Annotated in this window: 18 protein-coding genes; 15 read left to right on the top strand and 3 right to left on the bottom strand. The window is 33.6% G+C overall.

The window, feature by feature from the left end; genetic code table 11:
• Positions 1-94 precede the first annotated feature (94 nt).
• From QWY99_RS04680 to QWY99_RS04735, 12 genes are all read left to right on the top strand, one after another.
• Complete coding sequence (locus QWY99_RS04680) at positions 95-553, top strand: DinB family protein (protein WP_290262091.1); 459 nt, start codon at positions 95-97, stop codon at positions 551-553.
• Positions 554-593: 40 nt separating this feature from the next.
• Positions 594-1,169 carry a sugar O-acetyltransferase gene (locus tag QWY99_RS04685; RefSeq protein WP_290262094.1) on the top strand — a complete coding sequence of 192 codons (576 nt, stop codon included), beginning with the start codon at positions 594-596 and terminating at the stop codon, positions 1,167-1,169.
• Positions 1,169-1,558 carry a VOC family protein gene (locus tag QWY99_RS04690; RefSeq protein ID WP_290262096.1) on the top strand — a complete coding sequence of 130 codons (390 nt, stop codon included), beginning with the start codon at positions 1,169-1,171 and terminating at the stop codon, positions 1,556-1,558. Before QWY99_RS04685 ends, QWY99_RS04690 begins: the two co-directional genes overlap by 1 nt.
• Before the next feature lie 118 nt (positions 1,559-1,676).
• Positions 1,677-2,954: a chloride channel protein gene (locus QWY99_RS04695; RefSeq protein ID WP_290262098.1), complete on the top strand. Its 1,278-nt coding sequence runs from the start codon at positions 1,677-1,679 to the stop codon at positions 2,952-2,954.
• A 7-nt stretch (positions 2,955-2,961) separates the two neighbouring features.
• Entirely contained in the window at positions 2,962-3,576 is a 615-nt protein-coding gene (locus tag QWY99_RS04700) for an HPP family protein (RefSeq protein ID WP_290262101.1), read from the top strand.
• A 73-nt stretch (positions 3,577-3,649) separates the two neighbouring features.
• Positions 3,650-4,102 (top strand): LexA family protein, encoded by a 453-nt coding sequence (locus QWY99_RS04705; RefSeq protein WP_290262104.1) that lies wholly within the window; start codon positions 3,650-3,652, stop codon positions 4,100-4,102.
• Between the two features lie 80 nt (positions 4,103-4,182).
• Entirely contained in the window at positions 4,183-5,442 is a 1,260-nt protein-coding gene (locus QWY99_RS04710; protein WP_290262106.1) for a Y-family DNA polymerase, read from the top strand.
• Between the two features lie 371 nt (positions 5,443-5,813).
• Positions 5,814-6,182 (top strand): hypothetical protein, encoded by a 369-nt coding sequence (locus tag QWY99_RS04715; protein WP_290262109.1) that lies wholly within the window; start codon positions 5,814-5,816, stop codon positions 6,180-6,182.
• 120 nt (positions 6,183-6,302) lie between these two features.
• On the top strand, positions 6,303-7,166 hold the full coding sequence (locus QWY99_RS04720; protein WP_290262113.1) for a DUF3347 domain-containing protein: 864 nt from the start codon (positions 6,303-6,305) through the stop codon (positions 7,164-7,166).
• Positions 7,167-7,727: an AraC family transcriptional regulator gene (locus tag QWY99_RS04725; RefSeq protein ID WP_290262116.1), complete on the top strand. Its 561-nt coding sequence runs from the start codon at positions 7,167-7,169 to the stop codon at positions 7,725-7,727.
• Between the two features lie 89 nt (positions 7,728-7,816).
• The gene (locus QWY99_RS04730; protein WP_290262119.1) at positions 7,817-10,339 is read left to right on the top strand and encodes a heavy metal translocating P-type ATPase; all 2,523 of its coding nucleotides are present in this window, start codon (positions 7,817-7,819) and stop codon (positions 10,337-10,339) included.
• 10 nt (positions 10,340-10,349) lie between these two features.
• The gene (locus QWY99_RS04735; protein ID WP_290262122.1) at positions 10,350-12,602 is read left to right on the top strand and encodes a multicopper oxidase domain-containing protein; all 2,253 of its coding nucleotides are present in this window, start codon (positions 10,350-10,352) and stop codon (positions 12,600-12,602) included.
• Positions 12,603-12,848: 246 nt separating this feature from the next.
• Here QWY99_RS04735 and QWY99_RS04740 read toward each other — a convergent pair whose 3' ends face one another.
• Together QWY99_RS04740 and QWY99_RS04745 are read right to left on the bottom strand one after the other, a co-directional pair.
• Entirely contained in the window at positions 12,849-13,898 is a 1,050-nt protein-coding gene (locus tag QWY99_RS04740; protein WP_290262125.1) for an AMP-binding protein, read from the bottom strand.
• A 34-nt stretch (positions 13,899-13,932) separates the two neighbouring features.
• The gene (locus QWY99_RS04745; protein WP_290262128.1) at positions 13,933-14,856 is read right to left on the bottom strand and encodes a CPBP family intramembrane glutamic endopeptidase; all 924 of its coding nucleotides are present in this window, start codon (positions 14,854-14,856) and stop codon (positions 13,933-13,935) included.
• A 109-nt stretch (positions 14,857-14,965) separates the two neighbouring features.
• Between QWY99_RS04745 and QWY99_RS04750 the strand changes: the two genes are divergently transcribed.
• Both QWY99_RS04750 and QWY99_RS04755 read left to right on the top strand, forming a co-directional pair.
• Entirely contained in the window at positions 14,966-15,316 is a 351-nt protein-coding gene (locus QWY99_RS04750) for an arsenate reductase family protein (RefSeq protein WP_290262130.1), read from the top strand.
• Positions 15,317-15,403: 87 nt separating this feature from the next.
• Positions 15,404-17,881 carry a TonB-dependent receptor gene (locus tag QWY99_RS04755; RefSeq protein WP_290262133.1) on the top strand — a complete coding sequence of 826 codons (2,478 nt, stop codon included), beginning with the start codon at positions 15,404-15,406 and terminating at the stop codon, positions 17,879-17,881.
• A 259-nt stretch (positions 17,882-18,140) separates the two neighbouring features.
• Here QWY99_RS04755 and QWY99_RS04760 read toward each other — a convergent pair whose 3' ends face one another.
• On the bottom strand, positions 18,141-18,305 hold the full coding sequence (locus QWY99_RS04760) for a hypothetical protein (protein ID WP_035621077.1): 165 nt from the start codon (positions 18,303-18,305) through the stop codon (positions 18,141-18,143).
• 281 nt (positions 18,306-18,586) lie between these two features.
• Here QWY99_RS04760 and fumC point away from each other — a divergent pair, with 281 nt between their 5' ends.
• Positions 18,587-19,984: a class II fumarate hydratase gene (gene fumC, locus QWY99_RS04765; protein WP_290262145.1), complete on the top strand. Its 1,398-nt coding sequence runs from the start codon at positions 18,587-18,589 to the stop codon at positions 19,982-19,984.
• The last annotated feature ends 565 nt before the right edge of the window (positions 19,985-20,549 follow it).

The following is a 20,549-nucleotide window of genomic DNA, read 5'->3' on the forward strand; positions in this document are numbered from 1 at the left end:
AAAAAATATTAAATAACCCAATTGTGGAATTTCAAGGACGAGTTGTAAAATACTTATTTGTATCTTAGCTTCTGTGTTTTAAAAATGATTTATTATGTCAGAAAATAGAAGAATTTCGAATCTATATCAATCCATTTACAATGGAAATCCGTGGCTAGAAGTTACGTTAATAAATACGTTAAAAGATGTAAGTGCAGGGCAAGCGTATAAGAAGGTAAATCCTAATTTAAATACGATTTGGGAAATTACCAATCATCTTATACAATGGAGAAGAAATATTTTGAAACGCGTAGAGGGAGAAACCATCACGACGCCTGATCATAATTATTTTGTGCCTGTCCTAGATTCATCTGAAGCAGCTTGGGAGCAATCACTTCAAAATTTGGCAAAATCACAAGAAGCATGGAATTCTTTTTTTGAAAATTTCGATGATGCCGATTTAGATAAAATATATGTTAATAACGGACATACCTATTATGAACATATCCACGGAATTATCCAACACGATATTTATCATTTAGGACAAATTGTTATTCTTAAAAAGTTACTTTAAAATTTATAAAACACGTCAAGAAAAAGATATAATTACATTTATGAAAACTGAAAAAGAAAAAATGATTGCAGGAGATAACTACATAGCAGGTAGTTCAGATTTAGCAAAAGAACGTAGAAAAGCTAAAAATCTATTGCATCGTTTAAATGTTACAGAATACTGTATAACTAAAAAAGCCAAGCTAATTTTAGAAGAATTAATCCCAAATGTAGGTAAGGGATTTTATATAGAGCCACCATTTCATTGTGATTACGGATATAATATTCATTGTGGTGACAATGTGTATTTTAACGTAAACTGTGTAGTTTTAGATTGTGGCCCAGTTACAATTGGATCGAATGTGATGTTTGCACCCAATGTTCAGATTTATACAGCTACGCATCCGCTTGAGGCAGAATTAAGAAAAACAGTTCAAAGTACATTACCAGTTTCAATAGGAGATGATTGTTGGATAGGAGGAAACTCAGTAATATGTCCGGGAGTAACTATAGGAAATGGTTGTGTAATAGGAGCGGGATCGGTTGTAACAAAAGATATTCCAGACAATTCACTAGCAGTTGGAAATCCAGCTAAAGTAATCCGAAAATTAAATCAAGAACCAGAAAATAATAAATAATGCTTTCATTAAATAAAGTGCATCATATTGCCATTATTTGTAGTGATTATGATAGGTCTAAAATGTTTTATACAGCCGTTTTAGGCCTAACTATAATTAGAGAAGTTTATCGTGAAGAACGCCAATCGTATAAGTTAGATTTGGCCTTAAACGGAAACTATATTATCGAATTATTTTCGTTTCCAAGTCCACCCGAAAGAACTTCTAGACCTGAGGCAACAGGTTTGCGACATTTGGCTTTTGAGGTATCTGATTTAGATCAAACAGTCTCATTTTTAGAGTCTAAGAATGTTGTTTGCGAAGCCATTCGGGTTGACGAATTTACAGATAAACGTTTTACTTTTATTGCAGATCCAGACGATTTACCAATAGAGTTTTACGAGGGTTAATTTCTTACTTTGCTGTTAAATAAATGTAATATTCGGGTATTTGAGAATAAATACGGCTATGTTTCTTTAAATTTGCAGACCACTTATGAAAAGTGAGTTTTAAAACTTCAAACTTCTGATGAACAAAACAGCGAAAATTAAAAAAAACCACCAATTTATTAAATTTCAAAAATTAGTTATTGTATCTGTTTTAATTGGTTTTCTCTCGGCATTTTTAGGGATTTCTCTCAAGAAAATAACAGAGTATTACGAAGAAATATTCTTTCACCAAGCCACAATTAATCCAATTTATTATGTTGTTTTTCCAGTTTTTGGACTTTCAATAATTTATTTTTTACGTCAATATCTATTCAAGAAAAAAGAAAATAAAGGAATCAAAGAAGTTTTCGAAAGCACACAATCAAAATCTAAAAATTTACCGATTTACAAAATACCATCACATTTCATTAATGGTTTGTTGACAGTTATTTTTGGAGGATCAACAGGAATTGAAGTTTCTACAGTTGTGGCAACGGCAACAATTGGTTCGGTGGCACATCAAAAAGAAAATATTTTTCGCCAGTATAAAACCGAATTAATCTGTGCGGGAGTTGCAGCAGGAGTTACAGCATTATTTAGTAGCCCAATTGCAGGGATTTTATTTGCAATCGAAGTAATTTCGAGAAAAGTTACACGAGCATTTATAATTTCGAATTTAATTGCAGTTTCTATAGCCTTTGGATTAATTACAATTTTAAATGAGGGTCCTTTATTTGCTATTACAATTACAACTTGGCATTTAAAAGCCATTCCGTATTTTATTCTTTTAGGTATTTTGGCAGGAATCAACTCTGTATATCTAACTCGTTGTGTCTTATTCTTTAAAGGACAGTTTTCGAAGATAGAAACACATTATTATAAAATCATTTTAGGTTCCATTGTATTGAGTGTTTCATTGTTTGTGTTTCCTCAACTTTATGGAGAAGGATATCATGCAATAAAAGAAATTTTTAGTAATTCGGCTGTTCCGTTAACGCTTACCCTAGCGATTAGTTTTATTGGTATTTTAATCTTAAAACCTATAGTTACTTCTATAACCTTAGCTTCGGGTGGTGATGGAGGTGTTTTTGCACCGAGTCTTTTTATAGGAGCTTTTTTGGGATTGTTGCTTGCATCAGTATTAAATACTTTTTTTAACGCACAGGTCATCCCGTTGAATTTTATGGTAATCGGAATGGCAGCTGTTTTAAGTGCTAGTATTCATGCTCCATTTACAGCGATTTTTTTAGTTTGTGGACTAACAAATGATTACACTTTATTTTTGCCAATATTAGTTGTTTGCTTGATTTCTAAATATACCGCAAAAATGATTTATCCACATACCGTTTATACATTCTTACCAAGCATAGCAAAATAAATAATTTATGGGAGAAAACAAGATAAAGAGAAGCTATCGTAAAACGAGATACATTCTTTACAAAGAAACTTTAATCAACTCTAAAGAAATATTCTGGTCGTTTATAGGTTCTTTTGTTGGAATAGGATTAATTGCCTTTATACAAACACAACAATTTTCAGGTTCAGATTTAGTATATTTAATTGGATCATTTGGAGCTTCGAGTGTTTTAGTTTATGGAGAAGTTAGAAGTCCGTTTTCGCAACCTCGTAATCTTGTTGGAGGACATGTTGTTTCTGCGATTATAGGAGTTACAGTGCAACAACTAGCGCCAGATATTATCTGGATTACAGCACCTTTGGCAGTGTCGCTTTCTATTATTTGCATGCAAATAACCAAAACATTGCATCCACCAGGAGGAGCAACCGCACTTATAGCAGTAACAGGCTCTACCCAGATGAAAGAAATGGGATATTGGTATGTTATCTCACCAGTATTAACAGGAGTTATAATATTACTTGTCGTCGCCCTAATTTTTAATAATCTTACTTCATATCGTAAATATCCGAGTCATAACAAATACCATAATACCTACCATAAATTCAGAAAAAGGTTAAGTAAAAAAACAACTTTAGATACTTAATTCGGCATCGTTAATAACTATTTATTGTTAAATAATAACAGCGAAAATATAACTTCCGTAATTTTGCAGAACTATGAAATTACGAAGTTTAAATAACGACGGTACGACCTTAGAATTTTACATTCCAGATTATTCCTCAAAATTAGAAATTCCTTTTTTTGATGTGGGAATTAGTGCTGGATTTCCATCACCTGCCGATGATTTTATTGAGTTAACAATAGATCTTAATAAAGAATTTGTTAAAAATAGAGATAGCACTTTTTTTGCAAAAGTAAAAGGGCATTCTATGAAAGATGTTGGAATAAATGATGGCGATTTGTTGATTATAGATAAAAGCCTAGAACCTCAAAACAATAAAATTGCAGTCTGCCAAGTTGATGGAAAATTTACAGTAAAACGTATCAAAATAGAAAAAGATACAGTTTGGCTTATTGCCGAGAATGATGATTATGCCCCCATAAGAGTAACCTCTGAAAATGAACTTCTAATCTGGGGAATTGTAATTCATTCGATAAAATCTTTTTAGATATATCCGTGTTTTACGGAGTAAATCCATGTAAGCTGCTTACAATTTAGTGATATAGTTTTAATTTCAAATGCGATACAATGTTTGCTTTAGTAGATTGTAATAATTTTTATGCTTCTTGCCAAAGGGTATTTGAACCTCACTTGATAGGAAAACCAGTTGTTGTTCTATCTAATAATGATGGTTGTGTTATTGCGCGTTCTGATGAAGCTAAATTGGCAGGAGTCCCAATGGGAGCACCCGCATTTAAATTTGAAGCACTGTTTAAAGAGAAAAATATTTTTGTGTATTCTTCCAATTATGCATTGTATGGAGATATGAGTAATCGAGTAATGAATTTGCTTAGAACGTATACTCCCGATATCGAATTATATAGCATCGATGAAGCTTTCTTAAAATTTACTGGTTTTGAGTTATTCGATTTCAATGCAATGGGAATTGATATTCGAAAAAAAGTTACAAAAGGAACTGGAATCCCAGTAAGTGTAGGCTTTGCGCCAACAAAAGCTTTGGCAAAAGTAGCGAATAAAATTGCTAGAAAATTTGCCGAAAGAACTCAGAATGTTTACATAATCGATACGGACGAAAAAAGAATCAAAGCGCTAAAGTGGACAAAAATAGAAGATGTTTGGGGAATAGGGAGAAAGCATGCAAAACGTTTAAAAGAAAAAAACATCTTAACAGCGTATCAGTTTACACAACTGTCAGATGCTTGGGTGCGTAAAGAAATGGCAGTAGTTGGACTTCGGTTAAAACATGATTTAGAAGGGAAACCAACACTAGATTTAGAAGGACCTAGAAGTAAAAAGATGATATCGACTACTCGTTCATTTGAAACAAAATATACGACTTATGATGAAATTTCAGAAAGGGTAAGCACTTTTACTGCTTCATGTGCCGAGAAATTAAGACGGCAGAATTGTCATTGCAATATGGTCACAGTTTTTATTCAAACCAACTATTTAGCAAACGATCAATCGCAATATTCACGTAGTATTACCATAAATACAGATTTTCCCACCAACTCAACTATTGAACTGAATCAAGCTGCACAAAAAGGATTAAAAGAAATTTACAAAGCAGGATATTCATATAAAAAGGCAGGAGTCGTTGTTATGGGCTTAACGCCAAATAACGAAACGCAACTTAATTTATTCAGTACATCCAATCCAAAACACCAGCCCTTAATGAGTGTTATCGACAAAATGAATTTAAGCTACGGAGATAACAAAGTTAAATTTGGAGTGCAATCATTAGGCAGACAATGGAAGATGAAGCAAGAGCGATTATCTCCAAAATTTTCAACTAAACTTAAAGAAGTTATTACGATAGAAGTCTAACAGGGATTTCTTGTTTATCTAAAGGGGACGCGGATGACGCGGATCTCTAAAAGTTATTTATAAAAGAGGAAAATCCGTTTTTATCCGCGTCATCTGCGTTCCGTTTCATCACAAACTTGTCTTTCTGACGAAGGAAGAATCTTCGCAAGAAACTAACGCAAAGTAACTCCAGATTGTCGAGCTATAAATGGAGATTACTTCGTCTATTCGCTAAGGCTCGGGTCTTTCTTCGTCAGAAAGACAATATTATGGTTAATTCCTTTAAGGAAAATCCGCGTCATCCGCGTTCCGTTTTCAAGTATTACTGTTCAGTACATATAAAATTATCAGTGAAAAAAATATAGTGTATCTTTGATACTTCAAAATATCAGATGATTTCAAAAACGCACATATTGCTTTTTATTTTCTTGCTTGGCTTCTTTTTTACGCCAACGCAAGTAGAAGCATGTAATATGAAATCTGAAAAAAAGAAGCATACCACCGAAAAGGCGCACTCAAAAACAGCTGATAATTGTTGTAATTCTAATGCAAATCAAAAAGGCAAGAAAAATTGTGGCGACAAGTGTAGCCATTCTAATTGTCGTTGCGTTACGATTATTTCATTACTGACTCCAGAAAAATGGGATGATGGCGCATTGAATTGTTTCAACTTTTCGGATAAAGAAGAATCTTTTTATATTCAAACAGCCAGTTTATCTTCAGGCTTTTATACCATCTGGTCTCCTCCAAAAATAAGCTAAATGTTTCTGTTACAGCCATAAGTGCGTCTAATAGAAAAATGGTAACTTTAGGTATTCAAAAAAAATAACATTAATAATGTTCAAGGATTTTTCAATTCTTGAGCTATAAAACATAAAAAAATGAAATCAATAAAAATTTTATTGATAGCAGTCGTTGTATTGCTATCAATTACTTCATGCGATGCAAAAATAAAAAATGCAAAAACGGAGACAGTAAAAATATTTGGCAACTGCGAAATGTGTAAAAAAGTAATTGAAAAAGCAGGAAACGTAAAAAATAGTGCTGAAGTAGATTGGAATGAAAAAACTAAAATGGCAACGCTTACTTACGATGCAACAAAAACAAATAAAGACGAGATCTTAAAACGTATTGCATTAGCGGGATATGATAGTAATGAGTTTCTAGCGCCAAATGATGCTTATGCAAAGCTTCCTGAATGTTGCCAATATGAGCGAAATAACAAAAAAATGGCAATGGTTCTTCCTGCGGAGAAAATGAATCATGATGCGCATTCAAATCATAAAGTATCTTCTTCGGATGTTGATAAGAAAGACAATGTTTTAAATCCTGTTTTTGATGCTTATTTCGGAATCAAAGATGCATTGGTTAAAACAGATGGAGCTACTGCTTCGGCGAAAGCCAAAATATTAGTAACCGCTATTAATGCAGTGAAAATGGAAAGTTTGCCAATGGATGTACATATGGTTTGGATGAAAGTTCTAAAAAACTTAAAAGAGGATGCACAACATATTGCTGATACAAAAGATGCGACGCACCAAAGGGACCATTTTGGAACATTATCTAAAAACATATATGCTTTATTAAAAGTTTCAAAAACAGGAGAGACAACCTATTATCAATTTTGTCCAATGGCAAATAATGGAAAAGGAGCCAACTGGTTGAGTAAAGAAAATACAATTAAAAACCCGTATTATGGTTCAAAAATGATGAGCTGTGGAAGTACTGTAGAAACGATTAAATAAATGAAGTTATACATTAAAAACATGGTTTGCAGTCGCTGTAAAATGGTAGTGAAGTCAGAGTTGGAAAAACTCGGGCTTCATCCTATTTCAGTTGAACTAGGAGAGGTAGAAATACAAGAAGCAACAATAGCTCTCATAAAAGAGGATTTGGTAAATGTTTTGGAGTCTCTAGGCTTTGAACTTATTGGGGATAAAAAAAATAAGATTATCGAGAAAACTAAAACCTTGATTATCGATTTGGTCCACCACAAAAACAATGAACTTACTACCAATTTATCTGATTATTTAGCAAGTGAATTGCAACACGATTATAATTCGTTAAGTAACCTTTTTACGGAAGTAGAAGGTACAACTATTGAAAAATATTTTATTTCTCAAAAAATAGAAAAGGTAAAAGAGCTACTCATATACAATGAGCAAAGCCTGAGTGAAATTGCTTTTCAGCTTCAATATAGTAGTGTAGCACATTTGAGTAATCAGTTTAAAAAGATGACAGGATTTTCTCCAAGTTATTACAAGCAACAAAAGGATAGAAAACGTAAGCCAATAGAGGATTTGTAAATCTTATAAATCATTACCAAAATTGTACAAGCTTTATAGGAGCATTATTATAGAACTTTGTTAAGTTAAAACCCATAAAAAATAAAGCAATGACTCATACTTATACAATAACAGGAATGACTTGTGATGGATGCCGTACTAAAGTAGAAAAAGCACTAAATTCGATTGAAGGAGTTGAAGCAAATGTTAGTTTAGATCCTCCGTTGGCAACTATTGCAATGGAAAAACATATTCCAACAGAGCAATTTCAAGAAGCGTTAACTGCTGTTGGAAAGTACACTATTGAAATGACAATGAATCATGGGCATAAAAAACCTGCTGCTAAATCATGTTGTAGTACTGTTGCTGGTCATGATCATAAAAAAGTAGCTGTACCACATAACAGTGCAGGAGGGAAATATTATTGTCCGATGCATTGTGAAGGGGATAAAATGTATGATAAGGCAGGATTTTGTCCAGTTTGCGGAATGGATTTAATTCAAGAGCTAGCTCCTGTTCAGGTACAACAATATACTTGTCCGATGCATCCAGAAGTGATAACCAATAGACCGGGTTCATGTCCGATTTGTGGAATGGATTTAGTACCAATGGAACCAACAGATTCAAAAGAGAATAAGGTGTATAAAGAGCTGTTGCAAAAAATGAAAGTAGCAATACTCTTTACCGTTCCTATCTTTTTTATTGCCATGATTGAGATGGCACATAATAATCCGTTGTTGAAAATAATGGATGTTGGGAAATGGAATTTAGTACAATTGTTGTTCTCACTTCCAGTTATGTTTTATGCAGGTTGGATGTTCTTTGTTCGCGCATGGAAATCAATAGTAACATGGAACTTAAATATGTTTACCCTTATCGGAATTGGTACAGGAGTGGCATTTTTATTTAGTATTGTTGGAATGTTTTTTCCAGAAGTGTTTCCCGAAGAGTTTAAATCAGATCACGGAACGATTCACCTTTATTTTGAAGCAGCAACAGTAATTATCACGCTCGTTTTATTAGGGCAATTGTTAGAGGCAAGAGCGCACAGTCAAACAAGTGGAGCGATAAAAGAATTATTAAAATTAGCTCCAACAGAAGCGACTTTAGTTGTTGATGGAGTTGACAAAGTGATTTCGATTCATGATATTAAAAAAGGAGATTTATTACGAGTAAAACCGGGAGACAAAATTCCTGTAGATGGAAAAATTACCGACGGAGAAAGTACGATAGATGAATCTATGATTACTGGCGAACCAATTCCAGTAGATAAAAAAGTGGATGATTCAGTTTCATCAGGAACTATAAATGGGAATAAATCATTTATTATGATTGCCGAAAAAGTAGGATCAGAAACCTTGCTTTCGCAAATTATACAAATGGTTAATAATGCTAGTCGATCAAGAGCTCCAATTCAGAAATTAGCGGATAGTATTGCAAAATATTTCGTTCCAATTGTTGTAATTATCTCTGTGCTTACTTTTTTCATTTGGGCAAATTTTGGTCCAGAACCAGCAATGGTTTACGGATTTATTAATGCTATTGCAGTATTGATAATTGCTTGTCCGTGTGCATTAGGTTTGGCAACGCCAATGTCTGTAATGGTAGGAGTTGGTAAAGGGGCTCAGTCAGGAATTTTGATAAAAAATGCCGAAGCTTTGGAGAATATGGATAAAGTAGATGTTCTAATTACTGATAAAACAGGAACAATTACAGAGGGGAAACCATCGGTAGAAAAAATTGTTGCATTAGAATATTCAGAGCAAGAATTGCTACAATATATTGCTTCTTTAAATCAGTATAGCGAACACCCTTTGGCGGAAGCCGTAGTGAAATTTGCTAAAGCTAAAAATATCTCTTTGACAAAAGTAAATGATTTTGAGAATATTGCTGGAAAAGGAGTTGTTGGTACTGTTGTCGATAAGAAAACAGCTTTAGGGAATAAAAAATTAATGGAGCAAGTAGGAGCAGTTATTTCTGATGCTATTGAAAATAGAGTTATTACGGAACAAAAATTTGGAAAAACAGTTTCTTATATCGCTGTAGATAAAAGTGTAGTAGGATTTGTAACAATAACAGATGCTATAAAAGCTACAAGTGCGGCTGCTATAAAAGAATTAATGCGTCAAGGAGTTGAAGTAATAATGCTAACAGGAGATAATGTAAATACAGCTCAAGCAGTTGCCAATGAGTTGCATTTAACCTCTTTTCAAGCAGGTTGTTTGCCAGAAGACAAATTAAAAGTAATTGAAAAATTGCAAGCCGAAGGAAAAATTGTGGCCATGGCAGGAGATGGTATAAATGATGCGCCAGCTTTAGCACAATCAGATATTGGAATTGCAATGGGAACAGGAACAGATGTTGCAATAGAAAGCGCTAAGATTACTTTGGTAAAAGGGGATTTACAAGGGATTGTAAAAGCAAAAAACCTGAGTCATGCTGTAATGTCAAACATCAAACAAAACCTATTTTTTGCTTTTATATACAACGTATTAGGAGTGCCAGTTGCGGCAGGAGTTTTATATCCGTTTTTTGGAATATTACTTTCTCCTATGATTGCTGCTTTGGCAATGAGTTTTAGTTCTGTATCTGTTATTGTGAATGCATTGCGATTGAGAAGCTTGAAACTTTAAAAGCTAAGAGATGAAAAATTATTTAATACTTATACTATTGCTTTTTGCAATAAGTACAACCGCACAAAAAATAGTGCGGTATGATTTATATGTAAAAGATACGCTGGTAAATTTTACAGGAAAATCCAAAAGAGCAATTGCTGTTAATGGACAGATTCCAATGCCAACGCTCACTTTTACAGAGGGAGATATTGCCGAAATTCATGTGCATAATCAACTAAAGGAAGGGACATCTTTACATTGGCACGGTATATTTTTACCAAATCAAGAAGATGGAGTTCCTTTTCTTACTCAAATGCCAATTGCGCCCGGAACGACACATGTGTATAAATTCCCTGTTATACAAAACGGAACACATTGGTATCATAGCCATAGCGGGATGCAGGAGCAAATCGGAATGTATGGATCTTTAATAATGAAGAAAAAAACAGACGATCCAGAGTTTAGAAAAGGAATTGATGATTTGCCTACAGTTCCAGTTATTTTAAGCGAATGGACCGATTATAATCCTGATAATGTGCATCGAATGTTGCATAATGCATCGGATTGGTTTGCAATAAAAAAAGGAACAACCCAAAGTTATACCGAAGCTATAAAAGCAGGTCATTTTAAAACTAAAGTCAATAACGAATGGAAACGTATGTTGGCAATGGATGTAAGCGATGTGTATTATGATGCATTTTTAATTAATGGGCAAAAAGAAAGTGAATTTCCTGGGCCATTCAAAGCAGGGGATAAAGTTCGTTTGAGAATTTCTAATGGAGGAGCATCTTCTTATTTTTGGTTAACTTATGCTGGAGGAAAAATAACGGTCGTAGCCAATGACGGAAACGATGTCGTTCCTGTAGAAGTAGATAGACTAATTATTGGTGTATCTGAAACTTATGATGTTGTTGTCACAATTCCCGGAGATGATACTGCTTATGAATTTTTGGCAACACCTGAAGACCGAACAAAATCAACTTCTATTTATTTAGGAAATGGAATAAAACAATTAACCAGTCCATTGCCAAAACTTAATTATTTCGAAGGAATGAAAATGATGAATGGCATGATGAACATGGATGGAACCATGAACGAGATGGGAATGGGAATGAGTTTGCAAAAGATGGACATGAATGCTGTGATGTATCCTGAAATAACTGGAGGCGGATCTAAAGAAATGAAACATACTGCCGCTGGACCTATGAAAATGGAAGGTGATGAAAAAATGGATCATTCAAAACATCAAATGGGGAGTCCGACAGATATTGTAACCCTAAATTACAGTATGCTTAAATCACCAACCGTAACCACATTGCCAAAAGATGCTCCAGTTAGGGAATTACGTTTTGAATTAACGGGGAATATGAATCGGTATTTGTGGAGTATGGATAATAAAGTACTGTCAGAGTCAGATAAGATTTTAATAAAAAAAGGAGAGACTTTACGAATTGTACTGTATAATAATTCGATGATGCGACACCCAATGCATCTGCATGGTCATGATTTTAGAGTATTAAATGGTCAGGGAGAATATTCGCCACTAAAAAATGTTTTAGATATTATGCCAATGGAAACCGATACGATTGAGTTTAGTGCAAATGCCGATGGAGATTGGTTTTTTCATTGTCACATTTTGTATCATATGATGGCGGGAATGAACCGAGTTTTTAGTTATGAAAATGCAGCGCCAAATCCGTTATTGCCAGACAAAGAATGGGCGTATAGAGAATTGCAGAAGGAAAGCAATATGAGTCATATTATGGCTGAAAATGATTTTGCAACAAATGGGAATGACGGTAGAGCAATGGTTCAAAACGCACGTTGGAGCTTTGGTACCGAATGGAGATTAGGATACAATGACAAACATGGTTATGAAACCGAAACTCATATTGGACGTTATATTGGAAAAAACCAATGGTTCATGCCATTTATAGGATTTGATTGGCGCTATAGAAAGTTTGGACATGATGAGGTCGAAAAAAACATGTTCGGACAAAAGAATACCAAAGACAATCGTTCGGTATTAAGTATTGGTGCCGATTATACTTTGCCTTGGTTAGTTATAGCTCAAGCCGAAGTTTTTACAGACGGAAAAGTGAGAATGCAATTATCGAGAGAAGATATTCCAATTTCGCCAAGAATACGAATGGCTTTTATGGTCAATACAGACAAAGAATATATGGGAGGATTAAAATATATTCTAACCAAGAATTCAGGAATCTCCACACATTATGATAGTGATATGGGCTGGGGATTTGGTTTAACGCTTAATTATTAGAATAAAAAAACGACATTCAGAAATTACTTCCGAATGTCGTTTTTTATTTGTGTTGCTTTTTTTTCGCAAGCAATTCCACAATATTGTAAAGTTACTATTTAGTTATTCTCCGTGATTGCTTCTACGCAAAACAACCCCAAACTTGTCTTTCTGAGGAACGAAGAACCTCCACAAGAAATTCCATAATCTTCGTCAAGCTACGATTAAAATCATTCTAATCATTTTAATCTGTGGCTAAAAGCAACATTATAACTTATACAAATAGCTTTTCTTACGCATAATTTTTCCGTTCTCGGTTTCTTTAAATTGAGGAACAAAAATAATTTCTTTAGGTTTTTGATATTTATCGAGACTATCAAAAATAGCATCATCAATAGGTTGTTTTTCTCCTTCAATAACCAAAACTAATTTCTCGCCAAGAGCGGTATCAGGAACACCAGTAACAAAATAGCGAGCATTAATTTTTCCAGAAAGCTTTTCTTCAATTTGCTCAGGAATCAATTTTATTCCTCCGCTATTAATAACGTTGTCAATTCTTCCTAAAAAGACAAACTGGTTATCGTTTACAATTTCTACTATATCATTAGTGACGATCGTTTCATCAGAAATAGTTGGAGCATTAATAACGAGGCAATTTCTGTCGTCTTGAGTTATTTTTATATGAGGTAAAACCGTAAAAGCTTTTTCACCCACTTGTTTAGCTGCGATGTGTGTAATAGTTTCGGTCATGCCGTAAGTTTCATACACTTTAGTTTTTAGTTTTGATACACTTTCTATGAGCGTAGCATCCATTGCAGCGCCACCTACAATAAGTTTTTTTACATTTTTAAGAGCGGTTAAAGAGTTTTGAACCTGTAAAGGAACCATTGCAACAAAATCGTATTTGGTGTTGTTATTTGTAAGCGGATGAAGACTAGGCGCAACAAAGTCAACATCTAAACCTAGAACTAAACTTCTTACGATCATCATTTTTCCAGCAATATACTGAGTAGGTAAGCAATGTAATGCTTTGTTTCCAGGATGTAAATCAAAGAAATCTCCCGTAGCAAGAGCCGACTCAATCATGGCTTGTTTTTGAAGTTTAATTACTTTTGGAGCTCCAGTAGTTCCCGAAGTTGTTATCTCGATATAAGATTTATTATCAAACCAATCTAGGATAAATTCTCCAATAGCTCTTTCATAGGCTTGACCTTCTTTAACGAAGCTATACGCTATCTGTGATAAGTCTTCTCCATTAAAATGATCTCCATTTAATTTGAAGAAATTGTGGACGTTTTTATATGTTATTTTTGACATTGTGAGTTTGGTTATAGTTTAATTCTTTTTAGACTTAATTTTTAATTACGATTTCACCCGTTAGTTTTTCTTTCCAATTCGTCCAGTTATATTTTTTGCTAAAAACAAATAACAGGATAGGATAAATGATAAGTACTGGTAAAATAACATCAATACCCGCAGAAGGTTCAGAAATATCTTTAAAAACAGAATGTGTTTGGAATACTGACCAATCCGAGGTAACCAATAGCGCTCCCACTAAATTATTGGCAGCATGAAAGCCAAGTGCTAGCTCTATTCCTTCGTCCATTAAAGTGATGATTCCTAAAAATAAGCCCGTACCAATGTAGTAGATCATAATAATATATCCCATTTTAGAAACTTCGGGATTAAAAATGTGCATCATTCCAAATATAATAGAAGTCATTAGGAGCGGAAACCATTTGTTTCGAGCCAAATTTGCAAATCCCTGCATTAAATAACCACGAAAAACATATTCTTCGGTACTCGTTTGAATAGGGATTAAAATAGTTGCAATAACAAATAAAATAGCAAACGGAATAGGCTTGAAATTAATTACAAAATCGTCAGGACTTAGGTAATAAAACAAAACAGTAAGTACTGCGGTAAAAGTGCCCCAAAGTCCAAATGAAAACAAGATGCGATTCCAATCGACTTTTGGTCTAGATGTTGTTACCGATAAAAAAGTTTGATGATGTATATAACGCACGGCAAAGTAAACACCTGCCAAAGCAAATACAAACGAAATCAAGATTAGAAACAAAGTTATATTAGACTCAAAAATCGTCATTATTCCTGCTTCGCTAGCTGGATATGGCATTTTATTGACAATAGTTTCGTATGCTATAGCAAGCGTAAGCGGAATTTGACCAACAAAGGATGCTGTTATTATAAAAACAGAACCTAGTAAATATTTCCAAAATTTATTTTCGTTTTTAACTCCTTGCTCTAGAAACATGTATTTAAATTTAAAATAGTACTTCGATTTATTGCATAAATCTTATTTTTGCTTGCACTAATTTACCTTTTTTTATTTCAAATAGCTTTACTTCTTTAAAAAAATAAATATGATACAAATATATCACAACCCACGTTGCGGGAAATCAAGAAATTGCCTGGCTTTTATCGAAAACACAAAACAAGAATTTGAGATAATCCCTTACCTTGTTGACACGCCTTCATTTGATGCGTTAAAAGAATTGCTTCAAAAATTAAGTTTAAAGCCAATAGAATTAGTTCGTACCAAAGAAAAAATATGGATCGATAATTTTAAAAATAAAACAATGACTGATGCCGAAATTATTCAAGCAATGGCCGATAATCCTATTTTAATCGAGCGTCCAATTGTCGTTAAAGATGGCAAAGCAATCATAGGAAGAGATTTAGAATTGGTAAAACCTTTTTTAGAAACATTCTAAAGAAGCCCATTAACATATTATTATGATTTTTCATTTTAAACCTCCAGTTACATTTGCAGTCTAAAAGCCAAATAGAAACTACCCAAAATGAAAAAGAATCAATTAATCATGCTTGTATTACTTTTTACAAGTATTTTCAGTTTTGCCCAAGAACCTGGAGCACAAAGACTGAAAGTTAAAGTTACCGGTAAGGTTGTCGAGAAAACAACTAACCAACCACTTGAATATGCTACAATTACTTTGGTGAATACCAAAAATCCAAAAGCACTTGCAGGAGGAATTACCAATAATAAAGGAGAATTTAGTGTAGATGCTAGCCCAGGTGTTTATGATATTAAAATTGAATTTATTTCGTTTAAGGTAATCGAAATTAAACAAAAGAAAATTACAGAGAATACCAATTTAGGGCAACTTGCTTTATCAGAAGATGCTAATCAACTTAACGAAGTTGTCATTCGTGCAGAGAAATCTACAGTTGAAATTAAACTAGACAAAAAAGTATATAACGTAGGTCAGGATATGATTGTAAAGGGCGGAACAGTAAGTGATGTTCTTGATAATGTACCCTCAGTTTCTGTTGATACAGAAGGAAATGTAAGTTTAAGAGGAAGTGATAACATCCGAATCTTGATCGACGGAAGGCCATCAAACGCGATAAACGTTGCCGAAGCATTACGACAAATTCCTGCCGATGCAATTGATAAAGTTGAGGTAATTACAAATCCCTCAGCTCGTTATGATGCCGAAGGAGGATCTGGATTAATTAATATTATCCTTAAAAAAGGAAAAAACCAAGGTTTTAACGGGACTTTTATTGCTTCAACAGGAATTCCAGAAACGTACGGAGTAAGCGCAAATGCAAATTATAAAACCGAAAAAATAAACTATTTCACGACAGCTGGATACAATTACAGAACTAATGAAGGAGGAGGTTTAACAAATACTCAATATTTTAATCCTGACGGAACTACTAAAAGTTTTTTAGATGAAAGTAGAGATACTGAAAGAATTAGAAAAAATTTCAACGCAAGAGCAGGAGTAGAGTGGATAATTAATCCAACCACTTTTTGGACAAATGCTATAAATTACCAAAAGAATTCAGGAGACGATACCGATTTAATCAATTATAATGAATTTGATGCTAATCGTAACTTTACAAATGCAACATACCGTTTAAATGATGGTGTTACAGCTAGTGAAAACATAGAATACACCTCTAATTTGATTAAAAATTTTAATGATAAAGGGCATAAACTTACTGTAGATGCATCGATTTCACGAAATACAGATGATAATGATGGTGTAATTACAGGAACTCGAGGAGGTAATAATACGTTAAATAACCAGATTCAAAAGCAAGTACAATTGCAAGCAGACTATGTACTTCCGATAAGTGAAGGAAGTAGATTTGAAGCTGGATACAAAGGGAGCTTTGGTGATCTAAACAATAAATATCTCGTTTTAGATGCGTTAGGTGATAGAATAGATACTTTAGAATATAAAGAAAATATAAACGCATTTTACACTCAATTTGGGGCTAAAATTAAGGACTCCAAATTTTCTTATCTTTTAGGATTGCGTTGGGAGGATACTAATATTCAAGTCAATTTATTAGATACAAAAGATTTCAATACTAAAAAATACAGCAACTTGTTTCCAAGTGCATTTCTAAGTTATGAAATATCAGATCAAAGTAATTTTACAGCTAGTTACAGTAAACGTGTTTCAAGACCAAGAGGACGTTTTATGAACCCAGCGTCTAACTACTCAAGTAATATTAATATTTTTCAAGGTAATCCAGATTTAGATCCTTCGTTAACTGATAAATATGATATAGGATATATCAAGCGTTGGGATAAAGTAACGTTTAATACGTCGGCTTATTTTGAAAATACAAAAGACGTGTTTAGTTTCGTTCGATCTCCTACAGGTGAAGTTGTAACTCCAGATGGTGAGGTCGTAACTCCTACGCCAGGTAATCCAGCAGTTGGAATTCCAGTTATCTTAAGCAGGCCAATTAACTTAGGAAAAGAGCAAAAATTTGGTTTCGAATTCACGCTAAATTATACACCGTTTAAATGGTGGAGAATAAACAGTAACTTCAATTTTTATAACGTAGAAACTACAGGAGAAAATAGATATATTGATGCAAACAATGTTGAGGTTGTACAAAATCTTGACAATAAAGCTAATTCTTGGTATGCAAGAATCAATTCAAAATTGACATTACCATACAAAATAGATTGGCAGTTAACAGCTATGTATAACGGAGAGCAAAAAACGGCTCAAGGTAAAAACCTTGATATGTTCGGTATGAATACTGCTTTTAGTAAAGATATCCTTAAAGATAAAGCTACGGTTGCATTTAATATAAGCGATATTTTCAATTCTAGAAAAATGAGATCTTATACCTATTTAGAGAATCAAACTTCATACGGAGAAATGCAATTCCGTAAGCGACAGTTTAATGTTTCATTTACATATAGATTCAATAAGCCTAAAAACGAAAGAGAAAAAGGTCCTAAGAATGATGGTGAAGGTGGTGGAGGAGAATTTCCAGGATAAGGAAATGACAGTATATAGAAAAGGACTCGTATTTACGAGTCCTTTTTTTATATCCAGTAATCAGATTTATTCTGCTAGGAAAATAATGTTGTTGTGTAAAAAATAATAATAACTAAGCTCTTAGATTGTAATAATTAAATGATAGTTCACAAAAATTGATCTACGGAGAAAAGTGAAGTTATAAAAGTGAATTTACTGAAAAAGCAAAAAAAAGGACTCGTATTTACGAGTCCTTTTTTATGTAGTAATCAAATTAGTTTTAAATTGATTGCTCTTTCTTTGCTTTTCTTTCTTTGTACATTTCCCATAAAGCTCCACCAATCCAATATTGAACGAAACCTACAAGAAAAAACATTAACCAAAATCCTATAGTAAGAATGGTTAAGAAAAGTAAAAAGCCTAAATACTGTGAAAATTCAAACATGTTTTCCGGAATTTTTGAATGTAGCCACAAATGTATGCCTAATATTTTTTCTTACCAATAAAAAACCAAATCAATTTTTATAAAATAGTAATTATCCGTATTTTTGAGGTCAATTTAAAATGAATATGCCTAGAGTTTACCTCTGGAGCTATTTCCAGCTGTTCGTTATATCTTTTTTTGGCTAAAAAGCCTTAAAAAAAGGATGCCACTTCCATCTGGGCTAGAGATTACCGTTACCAAATAGGAGATTTTTATATAATAACACACATAAATACACTAAAATGAAATTTAGAATAGAAAAAGACACCATGGGAGAGGTGCAAGTTCCTGCAGAAAAATATTGGGGTGCACAAACAGAACGTTCTCGTAATAATTTCAAAATTGGAGCTTCGGCATCAATGCCAAAAGAGATCGTAGAAGGATTTGCTTACTTAAAAAAAGCAGCAGCTTTTGCAAACCATGATTTAGGTGTTTTACCAGTAGAAAAAAGAGATGCTATTGCTGCAGTATGCGACGAAATATTAGCAGGTAAATTAGACGATCAATTCCCGTTGGTAATTTGGCAAACAGGTTCAGGTACGCAAAGTAACATGAACGTAAACGAAGTAATTGCAAACCGCGCACAAGTTCTTAAAGGATTTGAAATTGGCGAAGGTGAGCAATTCATAAAAGCAAATGATGATGTAAACAAATCGCAATCATCAAACGATACATTTCCAACAGGAATGCACATTGCAGCTTACAAAGCAGTTGTAGAAATTACAATTCCAGGAGTTGAAAAATTAAGAGACACACTTCATGCAAAAGCAGTTGAATATAAAAATGTTGTAAAAATTGGACGTACGCACCTTATGGATGCAACTCCACTTACTTTAGGACAAGAACTTTCAGGATATGCTGCACAATTAACCTATGGTTTAAAAGCGCTTAAAAACACTTTAGCACACTTATCAGAAGTTGCTTTAGGAGGAACAGCAGTAGGTACAGGATTAAATACACCAGCAGGATACGATGTAAAAGTAGCGGCATATATTGCTGAGTTCACAGGACATCCATTTGTAACAGCTGAAAATAAATTTGAAGCACTTGCAGCTCACGATGCAATCGTAGAATCACATGGAGCATTAAAGCAATTAGCAGTTTCATTAAACAAAATTGCAAATGACGTTCGTATGTTAGCTTCAGGGCCACGTTCTGGAATTGGAGAAATCATTATTCCAGAAAATGAGCCAGGTTCATCTATTATGCCAGGAAAAGTAAACCCAACACAATGCGAAGCATTAACAATGGTTTGTGCTCAGGTTATGGGTAACGATGTAGCTATTTCAGTAGGAGGAATGCAAGGACATTATGAATTAAATGTTTTTAAACCAGTAATGGCAGCAAACTTCTTGCAATCGGCACGTTTATTAGGAGATGCTTGTGTTTCTTTTGATGAGCATTGTGCACAAGGTATTGAGCCAAACTACAAACGTATTAAAGAATTAGTAGATAATTCATTAATGTTAGTAACAGCTTTAAATACTAAAATTGGATATTACAAATCAGCAGAAATAGCTCAAACAGCACACAAAAATGGAACAACTCTTAAAGAAGAAGCAGTTCGTTTAGGTTATGTAACACCAGAAGATTTTGATGCTTGGGTAAAACCAGAAGATATGGTTGGAACTCTTAAATAATTAATTATTAATTATGGATTGTTAATTGTTAATGATACTTGATAAAAAACCGTCGCGGTCGTGGTTTACAGTCTCAGTTTGCAGTCTCAGTTTGCAGTCTCAGTCTCAGTTTGCAGTCTCAGTCTCAGTCACGGTAATCAGTAACAGTTTATAGTCACAGTTGCAGTGTTTCTCTGAGTGTATACGAAGAGTAGTAACTGTTAATTGTTAGTTATAAATTATTAATTGTTAATCATTCATAATAAATGAAAAAACCCTGTAATGTACAAACGTTGCAGGGTTTCGTTTTATATGTCTGTTTTGTCAGTAAAAAAAGTGACATAATCAGCGATTGATAATTAACCATCACTCATTAATTGTTTAATTATAAAATGTTAATGATGCGTAATAAATAAACAGTCGCAGTGACAGTAATCAGTCTCAGCATCACCCATTAATTGTTAATCATTCATAATAAATGAAAAACCCTGCAATGTACAAACGTTGCAGGGTTTAGTTTTATATACTATCTATTGTCTTCCTGAGCGGAGTCGAAGGATTATGGATCTAGTGTTCAGTCTTAGTT

Source organism: Flavobacterium branchiarum (assembly GCF_030409845.1).
GTDB lineage: Bacteria > Bacteroidota > Bacteroidia > Flavobacteriales > Flavobacteriaceae > Flavobacterium > Flavobacterium branchiarum.